Raw genomic sequence first — 18,673 nt, forward strand, 5'->3', positions numbered from 1 at the left:
TCCCTCAGCGCTGCCCCTCGCGCTCGACCGGGTTATCCACCGCGCCGGGCAGGATCAAGACGAACCGCTCCGGCTCGATCATCAGCCGCCCGCCTGCCGCCTCCGCAAGGTTGCGGACCAGCCTGAGCGCGAAGCCCAGGCCGAGCGCCGGCGCATCGGGCCAGTCGCCGTCGGGCGAGTAGCCGGGATCGAGCAGCGCCTGCTCGTCGCGCCCCAACATCGCGCGCGTCCGGCTCACCGAAAAGCGGATGGCGGTCCCGCCCGGCGCGAGATCGGCGACGATCGCCTCCCCCGACGCCGCGAGGCCGATCACCGCCGACAGCAGACGCGAGAACATACGATCGAGCGACAGCGCGTCGACACCCACGGCGGGCGTCGCGGGGTCGACCCGCAGATCGAGGTCGATCCGGCGCAACGCCGCCAGCGCGCCGCTTTCGGCCGCGCAGGCGCGAAGCGCGGCTGCCGCATCGGCGACATCTCGCTTGTCCCCCGTCAGATCGGCGCCGCTGTCGATCCGCGCCGCGACATCGAGATCGTCGACCGTGCCGAGCAGGCGCCGCGCGTCGTCGAGGATCGCCCCCGCCCGCCCGCGATAGTCCGCCGCCGCCGGCCCCAGCATCTGCTGGTCGATCATCTCGGCAAAGCCGATGATCGCGTTGAGCGGTGTGCGCAGCTCATGGACGAGCTGGCGGAGCGAATCGGCGGGCAGGCCTGAGCCATAGAGGCCATTCGCGATCGGTGCGGCGCGCTCGTCGGGGCGCGGACGGCGCGCGCCGCCGCGGAAGCCGCGGAAGCGCCCGCTGACGCCCTCGAAGAAAGGCACGCCCGAAATCTGCCATTCGCCGCCGGTCGCGCCGCCATGCGCCAGTGTCAGCCGCGCGTCGCGGAAAGGCGCGCGCCGCCGGAATGCGCCGGCGGCATGGCCGTCGACCCCATGATCGGCCTGCGCGGCAACGGCTATCGACACGCCGATCACTTCCTCGCGCGGCGCACCTTCGCTCCACTGGATCATGCCTTCGGCATCCGTCTCGAAGCTGAACTCGGACACGGTGGCGGCGGCGACGCGCGGTTGGGGCGCATCGGGCAGGGAATTGCCGGGCATGACCGGCTTGCGCGCCGCCCGCTGCCGGCGGAAGGCCTCGATCCGCGCAACGAGCTCGGCAATTTCGGGAACATGCGCTCCGGACGGCGACGGGGCGGGCTGCGCCTCGGGCGCCGACTCGACTGCAACGCTGCTCGACAACACAAGGTCGGCCGGCCCGAAGCTCGCCAGGGCGCGTTCCACGTCCGGACCGACATCGCGACGATGGCGCAGCAACGCACGCGCCGACGGCGACAGCGCCGGAATCAGCGCGAGCCATGCCTCCGAAGGCAGGATCGCACCGACCATGACCGGCGCGGCGATCCCCGCCTCGTCCTCCGCAAAGAAAGCGACGATGCGCGGATCGATCGCGCGGCCGCGCAGCGCAGCCGCCACGCCGCGCCGCCGCTCGCGCGGAACCGCGTCGCGCCACTGGCGCAGCAGATCGTAAGCCAACTCGACCGATGCGGACTGAGTGCCGCCGCCGTCCTGCGCAAGCAGATCGACAAGCTGCATCCACGCCGCAACGCGACTTCCGCTGTCGGCTACAGGTAGCGCCAGCACTGTCGCCAACCTGTCATCGAATCGCACGTGCCCCTCCCATCGAACTCAGGACCTCGAACGCGACCAATGCCGAATGGCCGATCCATAAGTCCGTTATCGGGCGTGCGACAGTGTTGTTTTTGATACGTCGCAATGTGGGACAATTGCTTTCTGTCGCAAGATTATTATTTTGTGTCCGAAGGGTCTTTTAGGAAAAGAACAAACCTATGGCACAAACCCAGCTCGATACGATTGATCTGCAGATTCTTGCCGCACTGCAAAGCGACGGCCGCATGACCAACGTCGATCTGGCGGCACGCGTCGGGCTCACTGCCCCGCCCTGCCTGCGCCGCGTTCGCGGACTTGAGCAGAGCGGCGTGATCAAGGGCTATCATGCCGCGCTCGATCCGATTCCCCTGGGCTATGGCATCAGCGTCTTCGCGCTGGTCAGCCTGCGCAGCCAGGCCGAATCGGACCTGAAGGCCTTCGAGGACCATGTCGCGCGCCTGCCCGAGGTGCGCGAGTGCCATATGCTGAATGGCGAGATCGATTTCATCCTCAAGATCGTCGCCGCCGACCTTCAGGCCTTCCAGAGCTTCCTGACGTCCCAGCTTACCACGGCGCCGAACGTGACCAGCGTCAAAACGTCGCTCACCATCCGCACGTCGAAGGACGAACCGGGCGTTCCCATTCCGCTCAGCCTGTAAGCGGCGGCGAAGAAATCCCGGGGCGCGAGGCCCCGGGATTCCGATCCGATCAGGCGGTCGGCTGCGTCATCCACTGCACCCAGAACTGGGCGAGGTCGGTACGCGCACCGGTGACCGCGCCGAACGCGGCCTTTGCCGCATCCTTCTGGCCGCCGAGCGCCAGCGCGATGCCGAGACGGGTGTTGACGATGTTGGCGTCGACGTTCCCCTTCGACAGGGCGAGCTTGTACATCTCGGCCGCGCGCGCATATTCGCCATAGCCGAGCAGCGCGTCGCCCGTCGACATCGCCGCCTTGCCGTCCTTGGCCGATGCAGCCGCCTTCTCCGACGCCGGCAGCGAGGCCTTGTCGGCCGCGACCTTGGGCGCCGCGATCTTGTAGATGTCGGCGATGCCCGGCGCGGTCTTGTTGAGCTTGCCTGCAGCCGCGCCCTCGTCGATCACGCTCACGGCCTCGCCCGGAAGACCGCGATCATTGGCGAGGTTCGCATATTCGAAATAGTCACGCTCGCTGGTGATCGCCTTGCTCACCCGCATCAGGCGGTAAAGATCGAGCGTCGCCTGATTGTCGAGCGCGCCGGTGTCGCGATAGATAACGAGCGCGCTGCGCCAGTTCTCGGCGGTCGGATAGGCGGCCACCTGCAGGCGGGTCCACTTGGCGACCTCGGGCATCAGCTTGGCCTGATAGGCGACAGAGGCGCCGCGCTTGTACCAATCCTCGGGCGCCTTCTGGCCGGCGGCTTCCTGCGCCTTGATCGCGCGCTCCAGCACCGCGAGGCCCGCGGGCACCTGGTTGAGCTTGAAGTTCGATTCGGCCAGCAGCGGCAGCAGGTTCGGATTGGTGTAGCCAAGGCTTTCCGATTCCGAGAGCTGCTTGATCGCGGTCTGATAGTCCTTGGCTTCGTAGGCACCGCTGCCTGCGTAGAAGAGGTAGCGGGGGCGATCCTGGACCGCAGCGGTCGAGCCGCTGTTGAGGACGTCGTTGATGCCCTTCATCTGCAGCGCCTTGTCGCCATTGGCCTGCGAGATCTGCAGCTCCATCTGGCCGACATAGAATTTCTCGTCGGGCAGCTTCGCCAGCGCCGCCGCTTCGTTCAGCTTGGCGAGCGCGGTGGCGGTATCCTTGGCAGTCATCGCCTGCTGCGCGGCCGCCATCGGCACGCGGAATTCCTTGCTCAGCTCGGGCTTGAAGTCGGACGCGCCGGCTTCAGCCTTCTCCTTCTTCGCGGCGAAAGCCGGGGCCGTCATCGGCCCGGCAAGAAGCGTGGTCGTCGCAAACGCCAGCGCGAAGGTGGAAATCTTCTTCATGATGCCTCCTAAAGCGATCCTGCAGCCGGACTGCGCGGCCTTCGCGCGCCGTCCTAAGCCCAGCATGCGAAGCGCACAAGTCGCCCTGCCGTTCCCTCGTCGCATGGCGGCGCAAATCGGGCGCGTCCGGGGCTTGTTTCAGGGGCGTGGGGGTGGCCTTCGCCCGTTCGATCGTCTAGGACTGACATCCTTCCGTAACACACACCGAAAGCCTTCCCGTTGACCGACGACGCGACCCTGCTCGCCGACCCTTCAGACATTTCCCCCGTCAGCATCGTCGACGAGATGAAGTCGAGCTATCTCGACTATGCGATGTCGGTGATCGTCGCCCGCGCGCTGCCCGATGTGCGCGATGGCCTGAAGCCCGTCCACCGGCGCATCCTCTATGCCAGCCAGGAAGGCGGCTTCGTCCCCGGCCGTCCCTATCGCAAATCGGCCAAGATCGTCGGCGACGTGATGGGCAACTATCACCCGCACGGCGACTCCGCGATCTACGATGCGCTTGCGCGCCTTGCGCAGGACTGGTCGATGCGCGTGCCGCTGATCGACGGCCAGGGCAATTTCGGCTCGATGGACCCCGATCCGCCCGCCTCAATGCGCTACACCGAAGCGCGGCTTGCCAAGGTCGCGATGTCCCTGCTCGACGATCTCGACAAGGACACGGTCGACTTCCAGCCCAACTATGACGGTTCGCGCGACGAGCCCCAGGTGCTGCCCGCACGCTTCCCCAACCTGCTCGTCAACGGCGCCGGCGGCATCGCGGTCGGCATGGCGACCAACGTCCCGCCGCACAATCTGGGCGAAGTCATCGCGGCGTGCCTCGCCTATATCGAAGATCCGGCGATCAGCGTCGAAGGGCTGATGGAGCATATTCCCGGCCCCGATTTTCCGACCGGCGGCCTGATCCTCGGTCAGGCCGGAACGCGCGCCGCCTATATGAATGGGCGCGGCTCGATCATCCTGCGTAGCCGGCACAAGGTCGAGGAAGGGCGCGGCGATCGTCGCTCGATCGTCCTCACCGAGATTCCCTATCAGGTCGGCAAGAACCGGCTGGTCGAATCGATCGCCGAAGCCGCCAAGGACAAGCGCATCGAAGGCGTCAGCGACATTCGCGACGAATCGAACCGCGAGGGCGTGCGCATCGTCATCGACCTGCGTCGTGATGCGACGCCGGAGGTGGTGCTCAACCAGCTGTGGCGTCACACGCCGGCGCAGTCCAACTTCCCGGCCAACATGCTCGCCATTCGCGGCGGCCGGCCCGAGACGCTCAACCTGCGCGACATCGTCGAGGCGTTCATCCGCTTCCGCGAGGAAGTGATCACCCGGCGCGCCAAGTTCGAGCTCGCCAAGGCACGCGAGCGGGCGCACCTGTTGCTCGGCCTCGTCATCGCAGTGACGAATCTCGACGAAGTGGTGCGCATCATCCGAGGATCGGCCAGCCCGGCTGAGGCCCGCGCCGCATTGCTGGCGCGCGAATGGCCGATCGCCGAGATCGCGCCCTATATCCGCCTCGTCGAAGCCGTCGAGCAGGAGATCGAAGGCGACAGCTATCGCCTGTCCGACGCGCAGGTGCGCGCGATCCTCGACCTGCGCCTGCACCGCCTGACCGCGCTCGGCCGCGACGAGATCGGCGACGAGCTCAAGCAACTCGCCGAAAGCATCGGCGAGCTGCTCGAGATCCTCGCCAACCGCGTCCGCCTTTACGAAGTGATGCGCGAGGAACTGGTCGCGATCCGCGACGAGTTCGCCAAGCCGCGCCTCACCGAGATCGCACCCGCTGCCGACGGTATCGACGACGAGGATCTGATCGAGCGCGAGGAGATGGTCGTCACCGTCACCCTCGGCGGCTACATCAAGCGCACGCCGCTCGACACCTTCCGCGCGCAGCGTCGTGGCGGCAAGGGCCGCGCCGGCATGGCGACGAAGGACGAGGATGCGATCACGGAACTGTTCGTCACCTCGACGCACAATCCGGTGCTGTTCTTCTCGACCCACGGCAAGGTCTATCGCCTCAAGGTCTGGCGCCTTCCCGAAGGCGGCCCGGCGACGCGCGGCCGCCCTATGGTCAATCTCCTGCCGCTGGCCGAAGGCGAGACGATCTCGACCGTGCTCCCGCTGCCCGAAGACGAAGCGGAATGGAGCCGCCTCCACGTCGTCTTCGCGACGGCGCACGGCAATGTCCGCCGCAACAGCATGGACGCGTTCGCCAACATCCCCTCGAACGGCAAGTTCGCGATGCGCTTCGAGGAAGACGCGACCGATCGGCTCATCGGCGTGGCGCTGCTCACCGAAGAGGACGACGTCCTGCTCGCCACCCGGCAGGGCAAGGCGATCCGCTTCGAAGGCACTGCGGTGCGCGAGTTCCAGAGCCGCACCTCGACCGGTGTGCGCGGCGTCACGCTGCGCGACGGTGACGAGGTGATCTCGCTTTCGATCCTCAAGGGTTTCGATGCGTCGACGGAAGAGCGCGAAGCCTATCTGCGTGCGGCGCCCTGGAAAGAGGGCGATCGCGAGACAACGCTCGATGCCGGTCGCCTGGCCGAATTCGCCGCAGCCGAGGAATTCATCCTCACCGTCTGCGCCAACGGCTATGGCAAGCGCAGCTCGGCCTATGAATATCGCCGCACCAATCGCGGCGGTCAGGGCATCACCAATATCGACAATCTGGATCGCAATGGCCCGGTCGTCGCCAGCTTCCCTGCGCATGACGGCGAGCAGCTGATGCTCGTCACCGATCAGGCCAAGCTCATCCGCATGAAGATTGCCGACACGCGCGTTATCGGCCGCAACAGCGCCGGCGTGCGCCTGTTCGACGTGGCGGAGAACGAGCATGTCGTCTCCGCCGCGCGGATCGATGAAAGCGACGAAGACGCCGAAGGCGACTCGCCCGAGGAATGAGGGGTGCGGCTCAGGCGCCCGTGCGGCGCCTGAGTCCCTCCACGCCGCCGATCGCGGTCAGCACCTGCCCTGCGACATAGCTGTACCAGACCGCGAACTGCAGGCCGTAGCTGGGTGTCAGCGGCCCCATGCGCGCGAAGATCAGCATGTCCGACGCGAGGAACAGCATCGCACCGATGCCGGTGCGATAGCGCGGAAAGCGGCTCATCCACGCCGTGCCCGCCATCGTCGAGACGAAGAACGCATAAAGAGCGACGCCGGGCGCCTGCCCACGATCGGTGGGCATAAAATAGGCGGCCACCACGGCGGCGGGGATGACGATCAGCCCCAGCGCCTTCTGGCTCGACGTCGGCCCGGGGCGGCGGTTGCGCCAATAGAGACAGGCGGCTGTCGCATGGCCCGCCATGAAGACGATCGCCCCGAGCGTCATGCTTTCGACCAGCACCATGTCGGCGATCGCATAAAGTGCGAACATGCCCGTCATCAGCCAACCATCGAAATCGCGCGCCTGCGTCGCAACCCACAACGCCAGCAGCGCAACCGTCAGGCCTTTCCAGACGATCGCGACGGCGGGCGACAATTCATGTCCCCAACCCAGCGGGTAAGCCAGTCCGGCGACGATCGCCAGAACGAGCAGAAGCCCCTTGCCCTTCATCATGCAAACAGATCCTCAACCTCGGCATCGGGCATTATTGCCCTGATCAGCAATGAGCGGTGGCACATCGCCGGATCGCGCTCATAGCAGAGCAAGGCCGCGCGTCGAGAGGCCGCAAGCCCCGTCATCACCGCCGCCTCCGCCTGCGCCTCGGGCAGGGCGAGCTGCCCGGCATAGACGGCTTCCAGCGTCGCCTTGTCGCCCTTGCGCGCCGCATCGCGCCCTGTCTTGGGCGTGCCCAGCGCTTTCAGATGGCGATAGTCGATCCCGGCGGCCGCCATTTCGGCAGCGAGCGCGTTCTTCGAAAACCCTGGTCGCCGCGAGCTTGTCACCGCGCGCACGTCGATCAGCAGCTCCACTCCCGCGTCTTTCAGCGCGGCGACCAGCTCGGGCACGGTCGCGCCTTCATAGCCGATGGTGCAGATTGTCGTGGTCAAAGCGCTCGCCTCCCTTCCCGACTATGAGTATCGGGCATGTCATGACTGACAAGGTACAAATCATCGGCGGCGGCCTCGCCGGTTCCGAAGCCGCGTGGCAGCTTGCCGAAGCGGGCATCCCCGTCCGCCTGTTCGAGATGCGCGGCAGTGGCACCATGACGCCGGCGCACCAGACCGACGGGCTTGCCGAGCTCGTCTGCTCGAACAGTTTCCGGTCCGACGATGCCGAACGCAACGCCGTCGGCCTGCTTCATGCGGAGATGCGCGCGCTCGGTTCGCTCATCATGGCCAAGGCCGATGCGCATCGCGTGCCGGCGGGCTCCGCGCTCGCCGTCGATCGCGACGGCTTCTCGCAAGCCGTGACGCAGGCGATTGAGAGCCATCCCAATATCGAGCTGGTCCGCGAGCGCGTCGACAGCCTGCCCGAAAGCGGCACGACCATCGTCGCGACGGGGCCACTGACCGCAGAGAAGCTGGCTGCCTCGATCGGCGTGGCGACGGGTGCGGACTCGCTTGCCTTCTTCGATGCGATCGCACCGATCGTCCACCGCGACAGTATCGATATGTCAGTCGCCTGGTTCCAGTCGCGCTGGGATAAGGTTGGCCCCGAGGGCGACGGCAAGGATTACATCAACTGCCCGATGGACCGCGAACAATATGGCGCCTTCCACCAGGGGCTGATCGACGGCGAGAAAGGCGAGTTCAAGGAATGGGAGCGTGACACGCCCTATTTCGAAGGCTGCATGCCGATCGAGGTGATGGCCGAACGCGGCTTCGATACGCTGCGCTTCGGCCCGATGAAGCCGGTGGGGCTCGACGATCCCCGCACTGGCCGCTGGCCTCATGCCGTCGTCCAGCTCAGGCAGGACAATGCGTTGGGTACGCTGTGGAACATGGTAGGCTTCCAGACCAAGCTGAAGCATGCCGAGCAGGTGCGTCTGTTCCGCACCATCCCGGGCCTCGAAAAGGCTGAGTTCGCGCGGCTGGGCGGGTTGCACCGCAACACGTTCATCAACTCGCCCCGGCTGCTCGATGCGACGCTTCGCCTCAAGGCGCGTCCACATGTCCGTTTCGCCGGCCAGATCACCGGCTGTGAAGGCTATGTTGAATCGTCGGCTGTCGGCCTGCTGGCCGGGCGCTTCGCCGCGGCGGAGCTGTCGGGTACGTCGCCCCTCCCGCCGCCTCCCGAAACCGCCTTGGGCGCTCTGCTCGGCCACATCACCGGCGGCGCGGACGTCGAGAGCTATCAGCCGATGAACGTCAATTTCGGCCTCTTCCCCCCGATCATGGGCAAGAAGACCAGGAAGGCCGATCGCAAGCTGCTCTACACCGATCGCGCGCGTGAGGCGTTCGCCGGCTGGCTTTAGCTTTCGTCGGCCTCGGCTGGCTTCTCTGGCGGGCAATCGCGGCGGACCGGCGTCTTGCGCACGACGCGCGTCGTCGCGAACTCGGTGCGCGTCAGCACGCCTGACTTGTCGGCATCGGCGCCAGCGAACTTGTCGGTCGATTTCTTCGCCCATTCGTCGAAGCTGAGCTTGCCGTCGCCATCGGCGTCGAGGCGTGCGTAGGCCTTGCGCCGATTGGCGAGATATTCCTCGCGCGAAACGCCGTCGCTGCGATCCTTGTCATAACGATCGAAGCGCTTCTGCTCGCGCGTCCGCTCGTCGGCCTCGGGCGGAGCCGGCAGCCCGGTTTCGGCAAGCGCGGCGCCCGGCGCCGCCGGGATCGGCAGAGCGCCGTCACCGCCCTTGCCCTGCCACCAGAAGAATCCGGCCGCCGCCAGCAGCAACGCCGACGCGACCCCCGCCAGGAAACGCCCCATAGTCCCCTCCGCCCGTGCGAGCGAAAGGCTAGCACTCAATAACCGGAGAGGCGATGCCCGAGCGCGCGCAGCGTGCGAGCCGGCGATCCGCGCGTCCGCTCCTTACCTTCCAGGTCGCCCCGCGCCAGCACCGCCAGCGCCCCAAGCGCGCGAAGGTGGCGCGGCCAGCGCCCGGGCAGGCCGGAGATCGCGGCCCGCCCTGCCTGCCGCGCACGCTCCGCCGTCTCCGCATCGCTGACATGCCCGGCAAGGTCGGCCAGAGCCCAGAGTCCGCCTGCCTCGACGAACCGAACGTCCTGTGATCCGCCGAGCAACCGGGCGGCAATCTCGAACATCGCCTTGCCCCGTCCCGCCGCGTGATCGGCGATCGCCTCAACCGACAAAGGCAGCGGATCGAGCAGCGCTTCCCATCCGTCGATCAGCGGAACCAGCCGATCCGGCGCGACATGCGGCACCAGATGCGCTTCCACGTCGCGCAACAACGGCTCGGCGGGCGCGGGGCGCTCCGCCAGCGCCAGCAGCGCATCATGCCACCACGTCAACCGCATCCGCCCGACCAGCGGCTCGCTCGTCGTGCGCACCACTTGCGCCAGCGCTTCGTCGAGTCGCCACAGCGTCGCGAGCGCCGTCCGCACCTCCGCCGGCGCATAAACCAGCGCAAGCGCGCGATCGGGATCATAAATGACTGATTCGACTGGCATGACCGCAATCAAGGAAAAAAGCGCGTTAACCCTGCCGCTTCAACGGACATTAGCTGTGTTTGCTGCATGAGCGTCCACTGCGGAGGCACCTGCCTCCATGGAATGGGGTGGACTGCATGGCAAGCGGATGGATGATCAGGGGGCGCAGGCGCTCGCTCGGACGGCTGGCGTTCGACACGACGGGCAACACGCTCGTCATCGTCGCTGCCGCGCTGATGCCGCTGACCGCGCTCGCCGGCTCGGCCGTCGACATGGCGCGCCTCTATGTCGTCAAGGTCCGCCTGCAGCAGGCCTGCGACGCCGGCGCGCTCGCTGGCCGCAAGTTCATGATCGACACCAATTTCGACAGCAACGCGCAGACGCAAGCGCAGAATTTCTTCAGCAACAATTTCCAGCAGGGCTGGTTCAGCACGCGCAACGTGAGCTTCACGCCGCAGGCGACGATAGACGGGCAGATATCCGCCGCCGCGACCGCGACCGTGCCGATGGTGGTCATGCAGGCCTTCGGCCAGCAGGCCGTCGCGCTCAACGTCACTTGCCAGGCGCGGCTCGAGGTCGCCGATGTCGATGTGATGTTCGTCCTCGACACCACGGGGTCGATGGCGTGCGCAGCGTCCGAAAGCAGTTGTTCGCAGGCCAAGGTCGCATACAGCACGCCGTCCGGGCCACGCTATTATCTTCAGGAAAAGTCGACATCCAAAATCGTCGCCCTGCGTTCGGCGGTCGTGGATTTCTATAAAACGCTGATTTCCGCTGCTGATCCCTCGACGCATCTGCGTTTCGGCTTTGTGCCCTACACGTCGACCGTGAATGTCGGATATCAGCTGCCGAGTAACTTCCTCATCAGCGGCAACTACACCTACCAATCCCGGCATGCACTCTACAAACAGCAGGCGACCGACGGCACGACGCAAACGACGCGTAACGTTAGCAGCGCAACATGCAATGCCAGCCCCGGGACATATAATTATGCACGCACGCCGGCGACGGGCTATCCCGCCACATCGCGTCGCTCCACCGGCTGGGTCTCGAACAATGGCGGCACCTGCAGCTGGATCGAAACCAGCTATGCGCAGGTGTTCGATAAGTGGCAATATCAGCAGGAATCTTTCGACGTCACCGACTATGTAAAAGGCACAGTCGTCAATAATCCGGCCAAGATCGACGGCACACAAAGCCGGTGGGAAGGTTGCATCGAAGAACGCCCGACGACCGCATCGACGAGCTTCGATCTGAACGCGCTGCCGAGCGACCTCAATATCGATCTGGCGCCAACCAGCTATGACACACGCTGGCGACCGATGTGGCCGGATGTCATCTACTATCCGCCAAACACCAATCCGAGCGCAAACACGCCAACCGCAGCCACCAGTGGGAGCAATGGCGCAGCGCCGGGCGATGGAACCGACCCGACGAATAGCGGCCAGGCGCAAGGCTATGTTTCGTGTGGGCAGCAGTCGCAGCGCCTGCGAACGATGACCGAGGCCGAGGTCACCACATATGTGAACGGGCTCCGGACGACCGGTGGCACCTATCACGACACCGGCATGCTGTGGGGCGCACGCTTCATCTCGCCGACCGGCCCATTCGCGTCAGACACAGCAGCTTGGCCAAACCGCAACCCTCCGAGCCGTAACATTATTTTTATGACCGACGGCGCCATGGCACCCAATGAAAATATCTACGGACTTTACGGCTATGAAGTTCTCGACAAGCGCGTCTCGGGCGGCAGCTTTAGCTCGCTGACATCCCGCCATAATACGCGTTTTTCAACGATTTGCGAGCAGGCGAAAGCAAAAAACATCACGATCTGGGTTGTCGCTTATGCGCAGACGATGAACAGCCAGCTTCAGGGCTGCGCTTCGCCGAACAAGGCGTTTTATGCGGCCGACGACGCTGCGCTGAAGGCTGCCTTCAAGACGATCGCGTCGCAGATCGCCGAACTGAGGCTTTCGAAATGAACGGGACCATCCTCTCCGCGATCGCCGGCGATCGCCGCGGCGTCACCGCGATCGAATTCGGCATCGTCGCGCCGGTGCTTTGCCTGATGATCCTCGGGCTCAGCGACCTTGCCTATCAGTCCTATACGCAATCGATGCTCGAGGGCGCGGTGCAGAAGGCGGCGCGTGACTCGACGCTCGAAGGCGCAAGCACCAATATCGACACGATCGACCAGGCCGTCGCGGATGCGGTGCACAGGGTCGCGCCCGGCGCGGAGGTGAAGCCGCTGCGCAAGAGCTATACGACCTTCTCCAACATCAAGCCCGAGAAGTTCACCGACAGCAACAAGAACGGCGTTCGGGATGCCGGTGAATGCTATGACGATGTCAATGGCAACGGGCAGTGGGATTCCGATCCCGGCAAGACCGGCGTCGGCGGTTCCGACGACATCGTCGTCTATCAGGTGACGGTCAACTACACCCGCATCTTCCCCATGGCCTCGATGCTCGGCTGGTCGCCGACGCAGACGCTGGTGGCGAAGACCGTGCTCAAGAACCAGCCCTATTCCACGCAATATCTGCCGACGGTGGTGACACGATGCAATTGATCCAACGGACGTTGCGCGGCTTCGCCGCCGAAATCAGCCGGTTCCGCCGCGACACGAGCGCGCTGGCGCTCATCGAATTCGGCTATTCGCTACCGATTTTCGTAGGCGTCGGCATGTACGGCCTCGAGGTCGCCAATCTCGCCCAGGCTAATCTGCGCGTCAGCCAGATCGCGCTTGCCCTGGCCGACAACGCCTCGCGCGTGGGCGTCACCAGCACGCTCAACACGCAGCAGATCCGCGAAGTCGACATCAACGACATCCTGCAGGGCGCCCGCCTGCAGAGCGCCAATCTCGATCTCGCCAATCGCGGCCGCATCACGCTTTCGAGCCTTGAGCTGAACGCGGACGGCGGCCAGTGGATTCACTGGCAGCGCTGCCTGGGCATGAAGAAGGGCGCCAACTACGACTCGTCTTACGGCAAGGCGGGTGACGGAAAGACCGGCACGGCGGTCCAGGGCATGGGGCCCGTGGGCGGTATCGTGACGGCACCGCCGCTGAGCGCGGTGATGTTCGTCGAGATCAACTATGACTATCAGCCGGTGATCGCGCAGTGGCTCGTCGGCCAGCCGCGCATCCAGTATGTCGCCTCCTTCGTGGTGCGCGACAAACGCGACCTCGATCAGGTCACGCCTTACAAGGCGACTGCAGCCGGTGGCGACGCTGCCGGCGGCGTCTGGAACCCGTCGCCGAAGGAAACGGCGATGACCTGCGACAAATATACGACCTGATCGGACGGGGGAGCCTTAGGCGCTCCCCCCGCCCCCAAAGGCCGGATCAGCGGTAGCAGACCGCCTTGGCCGCCTTCACGACGCGATCCGCGTCGATCAACGCCAGCTTCTCGAGGTTCGCCGCATAAGGCAGCGGCACGTCCTCGTCGGTCACGCGCAGCACCGGCGCGTCGAGGTCGTCGAAGCCCTCGGTCATCGCGATGGCGATGATTTCCGACGAGATCGAGCAGGTCGGCCAGCCTTCCTCGACCACGACCATGCGATTGGTCTTGGCAAGCGACTTGAGCACCGTTTCCTTGTCGAGCGGACGCAGCGTGCGCAGGTCGATCACTTCGGCGTCGATGCCTTCCGCCGCCAGCGTCTCGGCGGCTTCGAGCGCAACGCCCACGCCGATCGAATAGCTGACCAGCGTCACGTCCTTGCCCTCGCGCATGATCCGCGCCTTGCCGATCGGCAGGACATAGTCGTCGAGCTTGGGAACGTCGAAGCTGCGGCCGTAGAGCAGCTCGTTCTCGAGGAACACGACCGGATCCTGGCTGCGGATCGCCGCCTTCAGCAGGCCCTTGGCGTCGGCCGCGTCATAAGGCGCGATCACGACGAGGCCGGGCACCGCCGAATACCAGGGCGCATAATTCTGGCTGTGCTGCGCGCCCACGCGGCTGGCCGCGCCGTTCGGACCGCGGAACACGATCGGGCAGCGCATCTGGCCGCCCGACATATAGTTGGTCTTGGCCGCCGAGTTGATGATGTGGTCGATCGCCTGCATGGCGAAATTGAAGGTCATGAACTCGACGATCGGGCGCAGGCCGCCCATCGCCGCGCCCGTGCCGACGCCGGCAAAGCCATATTCGGTGATCGGCGTGTCGATGACGCGCTTCGCGCCGAACTCGTCGAGCAAGCCCTGCGTGACCTTGTAGGCGCCTTGATATTCGGCGACTTCCTCACCCATCACGAAGATGCGGTCGTCGGCGCGCATTTCCTCGGCCATCGCATCGCGCAGCGCCTCGCGCACCGTCATGCGGACCATCTCGGTGCCCGCCGGAATGGCGGGGTCGGAAACGCTGGGCTTGGCGTCGCCCGCAAGGTTCGATGTGCCCGACGCGGCTTTTTTCGGCGCATCGATACCGGTCTCGTCGGCGGCAAGCGTCGGCTGCGGCGCGGGCTCGGGCGCGGCGGCCGGAGCCGCCGTCTCGCCATCTTCGCCCGCCATCGTCGCGATGACGGTGCCGACCTTCACATTGTCTGTGCCTTCGGGGACGAGGATCTTGCCGATCGTCCCTTCGTCGACCGCCTCGAATTCCATCGTCGCCTTGTCGGTCTCGATCTCGGCGAGAATGTCGCCGGATTTGACGCTGTCGCCTTCCTTGACCAGCCACTTGGCGAGCGTGCCTTCCTCCATCGTCGGGGAAAGCGCGGGCATCTTCAGTTCGATCGGCATCAGTAATTTTCCACCAGAACGTCGGTGTAGAGTTCAGCCACGGCAGGCTCGGGCGCGGATTCGGCGAAATCGGCGGCCTCGGAGACGATGGCGCGGATCTGCTTGTCGAGATCCTTCAGCGCGTCCTCGCTGACGCCCATGGCCTGCAGCTCGCGGCCGGCATGGTCGATCGGGTCGGACTTGTCGCGCACCGACTGCACTTCCTCGCGCGAGCGATATTTGGCCGGGTCGGACATCGAATGGCCGCGATAGCGATAGGTCTTGAGCTCAAGCAGGATCGGCCCCTTGCCGGCCTTCACCCATTCGCGCGCTTCCTCGGCCGCGCCGCGCACCGCGAGTACGTCCATGCCGTCGACCTGGATGCCGGGGATGCGGAAGCTCTCGCCGCGGCGATAAAGCTGGTCCTCGGCCGACGAGCGGTTGACCGATGTGCCCATGGCGTACTGGTTGTTCTCGATCACGTAGATGATCGGGAGCTTCCACAGCTCGGCCATGTTGAAGCTCTCATAGACCTGGCCCTGATTGGCCGCGCCGTCGCCGAAATAGGCGAGGCAGAGCCCGCCGTCGTCGCGATATTTGTGCGCGAAGCCCAGCCCGGTGCCAAGCGACACCTGCGCGCCGACGATGCCGTGGCCGCCATAGAATTTATGCTCGACCGAGAACATGTGCATCGATCCGCCCTTGCCCTGGCTGATGCCGGCGAAGCGGCCGGTCAGCTCGGCCATGATGAGCTTGGGATCGATGCCATAGGCTAGCATGTGACCATGATCGCGGTAGCCGGTGATGACTGAGTCCTTGCCCGGCTCCAGCGCCGACTGCAGGCCGACGGCCACGGCTTCCTGGCCGATATAGAGGTGGCAGAAGCCGCCGATCAGCCCCAGGCCGTAAAGCTGGCCCGCCCGCTCCTCGAAGCGGCGGATGAGCAGCATCTGGCGGTAGAATTCGAGAAGTTCGTCCTTCGAGGCGGCATAGCGCTGCGGCTCGGCCGGGCGTTCGCGGTTGGGCGCCGCCGGGGCGGCCGTTTCCTTCGCGGCTTTGGGGGTCGATGCCCTGGCCAATTGGCTCTCCATATTCCTGAGATGAGTAAGGGACGTGCCATCGCCTATAGGCGGCACTCGGCGTGTCGTGCAACCGGTGGCGGCTGCCGTAGCGTCGCGATCAACCCTCGGGCGGGCGGGCGGCTTCCGGGCTGGGCCTGGCGCGCGGCGGAATCGTCCAGTTCATCGATCCTTCGAGCGTCGAATCGATCGCCTTGCCGTTCGCATCCGATGCAGGCTCGAACACGGCGCGCGTCAGGATCTGGTCGCATGTCGCCTTGTCGAGCGCCGCGAATCCGCTGCCGGACGTCACCTGGCAATTGCGCGCCTTGCCGTTCGCCAGCACTTCGACCTTGAACGAGACCGCCCCCTGTTCGTTGGCGACGAGTGATTTGGGGGGATATTCGAGCTGCATCGATACAATCCGGGCCGCGCTGGCCGCGAGGATCAGGAGCGAGCCGGCCATAGCGCCGCTCAGTTCAGCGGAATGATGATTTCGTCGGGATGGGCGACGCCGAGCTCCTTGCGGACCATTTCGTCGACCATATCCGGATTCGCCTTCCTGGGATCGAGCAGCGACACCTTCTTGGCCAGGGCGCCCTGCCGCTTCTGCAGGTCGGCGAGAACGGCCTGCCGCTTCGCGAGCGACCGGCTGTAATCGCCATAGGCCATCACCCCGTTCGGGCCGACCAGCGCGTAGCCGCCGAAGAAGGCGATCACGAGCGTACCGATGGCCGGCGCCGCAGCTGAACGGATGAGAGCCCTGAATTTGGATGACTGCGCCACCCCCCGCTTGAATCACAGCGGAGTCGGCGAATCAAGCCCGTTTTTCGCGGAGAATCGTGCGGCCAGCGTAACGAGCGACGTCGCCAAGCTCCTCCTCGATACGGATCAGCTGGTTATATTTCGCAAGCCGGTCCGAGCGCGCGAGGCTGCCCGTCTTGATCTGCCCGCAATTGGTCGCGACCGCGAGGTCGGCGATCGTCGAATCCTCGGTCTCGCCCGAACGGTGCGACATGACGGCGGTATAGGAGGCGCGCTGCGCGATGCTCACCGCCTCCAGCGTCTCGGTCAGCGTGCCGATCTGGTTGACCTTGACCAGCAGCGAGTTGGCAAGGCCCTGCGCGATGCCATCCGAAAGCCGCCTGGGGTTGGTGACGAACAGATCGTCGCCGACCAACTGGACCTTGCCGCCGACCTTGTCGGTCAGCAGCTTCCAGCCCTCATAATCATCCTCGGCCATGCCGTCCTCGATCGAGAAGATCGGGTAGCGCGCGGCGAGATCGGCGAGATAGTCGGCCATTTCAGCGGGCGAGAGCGTCTTGCCCTCCCCCGTCATCTCATAGGCGCCCTTCTTGAAAAACTCGGTCGACGCGCAGTCGAGCGCCAGCATCACGTCGTCGCCCGGCGTATATCCGGCCTTCTCGATCGACTGCATGATGAAGTCGATCGCGTCGGTCGTCGAACCGAGATTGGGCGCAAAACCGCCCTCGTCGCCCACCGCCGTCGCGAGACCCTTGTCGTGGAGCGCACCCTTCAGCGTGTGGAATATCTCGGAGCCATAGCGCACCGCTTCGGCCAGCGTCGGCGCGCCGACGGGAACGATCATGAACTCCTGGAAGTCGATCGGGTTGTCGGCATGCGCACCGCCATTGATGATGTTCATCATCGGGACCGGCAGGACATGCGCCGAAACCCCGCCGACATAGCGATAGAGCGGCAGCCCCCGTGCATCCGCGGCGGCCTTGGCGACGGCAAGGCTGACGCCCAGGATCGCGTTGGCGCCCAGCCGCCCCTTGTTGTCGGTGCCGTCGAGCGCGATTAGCGCGGCGTCGATTTCCCCCTGGTCCTCGGCGTCGAAGCCGAGCACCGCGTCTGCGATCTCGCCATTCACGGCGTCGATAGCGGCTTGCACGCCCTTGCCCAGCCAGCGCTTCTTGTCGCCGTCGCGCTTCTCGACAGCCTCGAAAGCGCCGGTCGACGCGCCCGAGGGCACCGCAGCGCGGCCGAAGCTGCCGTCCTCGAGCGAGACATCGACCTCGACGGTCGGGTTGCCCCGGCTATCGATGATCTGACGAGCATGAATGTCGAGAATGGCGGTCATCGGCTGCTTCCCTGGTGGACTGAACGTGGGCTGCGCTCTATCGATGGAGCGCGCGCGAGGCAATGGAACCCGCAGGCGACGGCGACTGTTGTTTGCGCGATACAGTTCGCGCCAATGGAGGAATCGAGATGACCGACGAGACCAGCAAGACCGCGCCGATCGCCGGCGAAGCCTCCAAGCCGCTCAAGAAGGCCCCCGTCCGCAAGGCTCCCGCCGCCGCCAAGCCGGCAGTGAAGAAGGCCACGACCGCAAAGAAGCCTGCCGCTGCTGCAAAGCCCGCGGCGGCCAAGGTCGCGACCACCACCGGCAAGGTCCGCGAGGAGGCCGTGCGCCTGACCGGCGAGGCCACCGGCAAGGCGAAAAGCTATGCCGAGCAAGGCAAGGAACGCGCGAGCGAAGCGCTCGACACCGTCGCCAAGCTGGTCAGTGACGCCGCGGTTCAGGTCGATGCCAAGGTCGGTGATCAATATGGCCGCTACGCCCGCGTCGCGGCCGACAGCCTTTCGGGCTTCGCCGCCAATCTGCGCAAGAAGGATGTCGACGAGCTGTTGGGCGACGCCCGCGACCTCGTCCGCAAGAGCCCGGCCGTCGCGATCGGCGCGGCGGCGGCGATCGGCTTCGTCATCGCGCGGCTGGTGAAAGCTGGCGGGTCGAACAAGGCCTGAGCG

The 18,673-nt window shown here is 65.6% G+C and carries 18 protein-coding genes; 7 read left to right on the forward strand and 11 right to left on the reverse strand.

Annotated elements, in window-relative coordinates:
- Positions 1-4: 4 nt before the first annotated feature.
- Positions 5-1,672 carry a histidine kinase dimerization/phospho-acceptor domain-containing protein gene (locus AC3WT0_RS01350; protein ID WP_492750814.1) on the reverse strand — a complete coding sequence of 556 codons (1,668 nt, stop codon included), beginning with the start codon at positions 1,670-1,672 and terminating at the stop codon, positions 5-7.
- 179 nt (positions 1,673-1,851) lie between these two features.
- On the opposite strand from AC3WT0_RS01350, the gene AC3WT0_RS01355 reads away from it, so the two are divergent.
- The gene (locus tag AC3WT0_RS01355) at positions 1,852-2,331 is read left to right on the forward strand and encodes an Lrp/AsnC family transcriptional regulator (RefSeq protein WP_492750816.1); all 480 of its coding nucleotides are present in this window, start codon (positions 1,852-1,854) and stop codon (positions 2,329-2,331) included.
- 49 nt (positions 2,332-2,380) lie between these two features.
- Here AC3WT0_RS01355 and AC3WT0_RS01360 read toward each other — a convergent pair whose 3' ends face one another.
- Positions 2,381-3,637: a hypothetical protein gene (locus tag AC3WT0_RS01360; protein ID WP_492750818.1), complete on the reverse strand. Its 1,257-nt coding sequence runs from the start codon at positions 3,635-3,637 to the stop codon at positions 2,381-2,383.
- A gap of 219 nt (positions 3,638-3,856) precedes the next feature.
- Between AC3WT0_RS01360 and gyrA the strand changes: the two genes are divergently transcribed.
- Positions 3,857-6,535: a DNA gyrase subunit A gene (gene gyrA / locus AC3WT0_RS01365; protein ID WP_492750820.1), complete on the forward strand. Its 2,679-nt coding sequence runs from the start codon at positions 3,857-3,859 to the stop codon at positions 6,533-6,535.
- A 10-nt stretch (positions 6,536-6,545) separates the two neighbouring features.
- Here gyrA and AC3WT0_RS01370 read toward each other — a convergent pair whose 3' ends face one another.
- Positions 6,546-7,193, reverse strand: a complete 648-nt coding sequence (locus AC3WT0_RS01370; protein ID WP_492750822.1) for a lysoplasmalogenase family protein — start codon at positions 7,191-7,193, stop codon at positions 6,546-6,548.
- A complete protein-coding gene (locus AC3WT0_RS01375) occupies positions 7,190-7,627 on the reverse strand; it encodes a DUF488 domain-containing protein (protein WP_492750824.1) in 438 nt (145 codons plus the stop codon). The genes AC3WT0_RS01370 and AC3WT0_RS01375 overlap by 4 nt, the downstream gene beginning before the upstream one ends.
- A gap of 41 nt (positions 7,628-7,668) precedes the next feature.
- Here AC3WT0_RS01375 and trmFO point away from each other — a divergent pair, with 41 nt between their 5' ends.
- Positions 7,669-8,994 carry a methylenetetrahydrofolate--tRNA-(uracil(54)-C(5))-methyltransferase (FADH(2)-oxidizing) TrmFO gene (gene trmFO, locus AC3WT0_RS01380; protein WP_492750826.1) on the forward strand — a complete coding sequence of 442 codons (1,326 nt, stop codon included), beginning with the start codon at positions 7,669-7,671 and terminating at the stop codon, positions 8,992-8,994.
- Here the strand turns inward: trmFO and AC3WT0_RS01385 are convergent.
- The gene (locus AC3WT0_RS01385) at positions 8,991-9,449 is read right to left on the reverse strand and encodes an EF-hand domain-containing protein (protein WP_492750828.1); all 459 of its coding nucleotides are present in this window, start codon (positions 9,447-9,449) and stop codon (positions 8,991-8,993) included. The genes trmFO and AC3WT0_RS01385 overlap by 4 nt on opposite strands.
- Before the next feature lie 35 nt (positions 9,450-9,484).
- Positions 9,485-10,150, reverse strand: coding sequence for a squalene/phytoene synthase family protein (locus AC3WT0_RS01390; RefSeq protein ID WP_492750830.1), 666 nt, complete (start codon positions 10,148-10,150; stop codon positions 9,485-9,487).
- Between the two features lie 116 nt (positions 10,151-10,266).
- Here AC3WT0_RS01390 and AC3WT0_RS01395 point away from each other — a divergent pair, with 116 nt between their 5' ends.
- The 3 genes from AC3WT0_RS01395 to AC3WT0_RS01405 are packed head-to-tail and all read left to right on the forward strand — an operon-like array spanning position 10,267 to position 13,426.
- Complete coding sequence (locus AC3WT0_RS01395) at positions 10,267-12,111, forward strand: Tad domain-containing protein (RefSeq protein WP_492750832.1); 1,845 nt, start codon at positions 10,267-10,269, stop codon at positions 12,109-12,111.
- Positions 12,108-12,698, forward strand: coding sequence for a TadE/TadG family type IV pilus assembly protein (locus AC3WT0_RS01400; RefSeq protein WP_492750834.1), 591 nt, complete (start codon positions 12,108-12,110; stop codon positions 12,696-12,698). The genes AC3WT0_RS01395 and AC3WT0_RS01400 overlap by 4 nt, the downstream gene beginning before the upstream one ends.
- Positions 12,689-13,426, forward strand: a complete 738-nt coding sequence (locus AC3WT0_RS01405) for a TadE/TadG family type IV pilus assembly protein (RefSeq protein WP_492750836.1) — start codon at positions 12,689-12,691, stop codon at positions 13,424-13,426. Before AC3WT0_RS01400 ends, AC3WT0_RS01405 begins: the two co-directional genes overlap by 10 nt.
- A 46-nt stretch (positions 13,427-13,472) precedes the next feature.
- Here the strand turns inward: AC3WT0_RS01405 and AC3WT0_RS01410 are convergent, their stop codons facing one another.
- The 5 genes from AC3WT0_RS01410 to eno form a co-directional block, all read right to left on the reverse strand.
- Positions 13,473-14,864, reverse strand: coding sequence for a pyruvate dehydrogenase complex E1 component subunit beta (locus AC3WT0_RS01410; RefSeq protein WP_492750838.1), 1,392 nt, complete (start codon positions 14,862-14,864; stop codon positions 13,473-13,475).
- Positions 14,864-15,934, reverse strand: coding sequence for a pyruvate dehydrogenase (acetyl-transferring) E1 component subunit alpha (gene pdhA, locus AC3WT0_RS01415; protein ID WP_492750840.1), 1,071 nt, complete (start codon positions 15,932-15,934; stop codon positions 14,864-14,866). The genes AC3WT0_RS01410 and pdhA overlap by 1 nt, the downstream gene beginning before the upstream one ends.
- Positions 15,935-16,022: 88 nt before the next feature.
- A complete protein-coding gene (locus AC3WT0_RS01420) occupies positions 16,023-16,367 on the reverse strand; it encodes an energy transducer TonB (protein ID WP_492750842.1) in 345 nt (114 codons plus the stop codon).
- Between the two features lie 8 nt (positions 16,368-16,375).
- Entirely contained in the window at positions 16,376-16,621 is a 246-nt protein-coding gene (locus tag AC3WT0_RS01425; protein ID WP_492750844.1) for an FtsB family cell division protein, read from the reverse strand.
- 97 nt (positions 16,622-16,718) lie between these two features.
- Positions 16,719-18,005 carry a phosphopyruvate hydratase gene (gene eno / locus AC3WT0_RS01430; RefSeq protein ID WP_492750846.1) on the reverse strand — a complete coding sequence of 429 codons (1,287 nt, stop codon included), beginning with the start codon at positions 18,003-18,005 and terminating at the stop codon, positions 16,719-16,721.
- A 128-nt stretch (positions 18,006-18,133) separates the two neighbouring features.
- Between eno and AC3WT0_RS01435 the strand changes: the two genes are divergently transcribed.
- Positions 18,134-18,670, forward strand: a complete 537-nt coding sequence (locus AC3WT0_RS01435; protein ID WP_492750848.1) for a hypothetical protein — start codon at positions 18,134-18,136, stop codon at positions 18,668-18,670.
- Positions 18,671-18,673 lie beyond the last annotated feature (3 nt).

The organism is Sphingomonas sp. EU05-FHT14C10, from assembly GCF_058790595.1.

Coding starts and splice junctions, on each gene's coding strand:
- AC3WT0_RS01405 (WP_492750836.1), top strand. CDS start 12,689: ATGCAATTGATCCAACGGACGTTGCGCGGCTTCGCCGCCGAAATCAGC.
- eno (WP_492750846.1), bottom strand. CDS start 18,005: ATGACCGCCATTCTCGACATTCATGCTCGTCAGATCATCGATAGCCGG.
- AC3WT0_RS01410 (WP_492750838.1), bottom strand. CDS start 14,864: ATGCCGATCGAACTGAAGATGCCCGCGCTTTCCCCGACGATGGAGGAA.
- AC3WT0_RS01400 (WP_492750834.1), top strand. CDS start 12,108: ATGAACGGGACCATCCTCTCCGCGATCGCCGGCGATCGCCGCGGCGTC.
- AC3WT0_RS01435 (WP_492750848.1), top strand. CDS start 18,134: ATGACCGACGAGACCAGCAAGACCGCGCCGATCGCCGGCGAAGCCTCC.
- AC3WT0_RS01385 (WP_492750828.1), bottom strand. CDS start 9,449: ATGGGGCGTTTCCTGGCGGGGGTCGCGTCGGCGTTGCTGCTGGCGGCG.
- AC3WT0_RS01355 (WP_492750816.1), top strand. CDS start 1,852: ATGGCACAAACCCAGCTCGATACGATTGATCTGCAGATTCTTGCCGCA.
- pdhA (WP_492750840.1), bottom strand. CDS start 15,934: ATGGAGAGCCAATTGGCCAGGGCATCGACCCCCAAAGCCGCGAAGGAA.
- AC3WT0_RS01360 (WP_492750818.1), bottom strand. CDS start 3,637: ATGAAGAAGATTTCCACCTTCGCGCTGGCGTTTGCGACGACCACGCTT.
- AC3WT0_RS01370 (WP_492750822.1), bottom strand. CDS start 7,193: ATGATGAAGGGCAAGGGGCTTCTGCTCGTTCTGGCGATCGTCGCCGGA.
- AC3WT0_RS01395 (WP_492750832.1), top strand. CDS start 10,267: ATGGCAAGCGGATGGATGATCAGGGGGCGCAGGCGCTCGCTCGGACGG.
- AC3WT0_RS01390 (WP_492750830.1), bottom strand. CDS start 10,150: ATGCCAGTCGAATCAGTCATTTATGATCCCGATCGCGCGCTTGCGCTG.
- trmFO (WP_492750826.1), top strand. CDS start 7,669: ATGACTGACAAGGTACAAATCATCGGCGGCGGCCTCGCCGGTTCCGAA.
- AC3WT0_RS01420 (WP_492750842.1), bottom strand. CDS start 16,367: ATGGCCGGCTCGCTCCTGATCCTCGCGGCCAGCGCGGCCCGGATTGTA.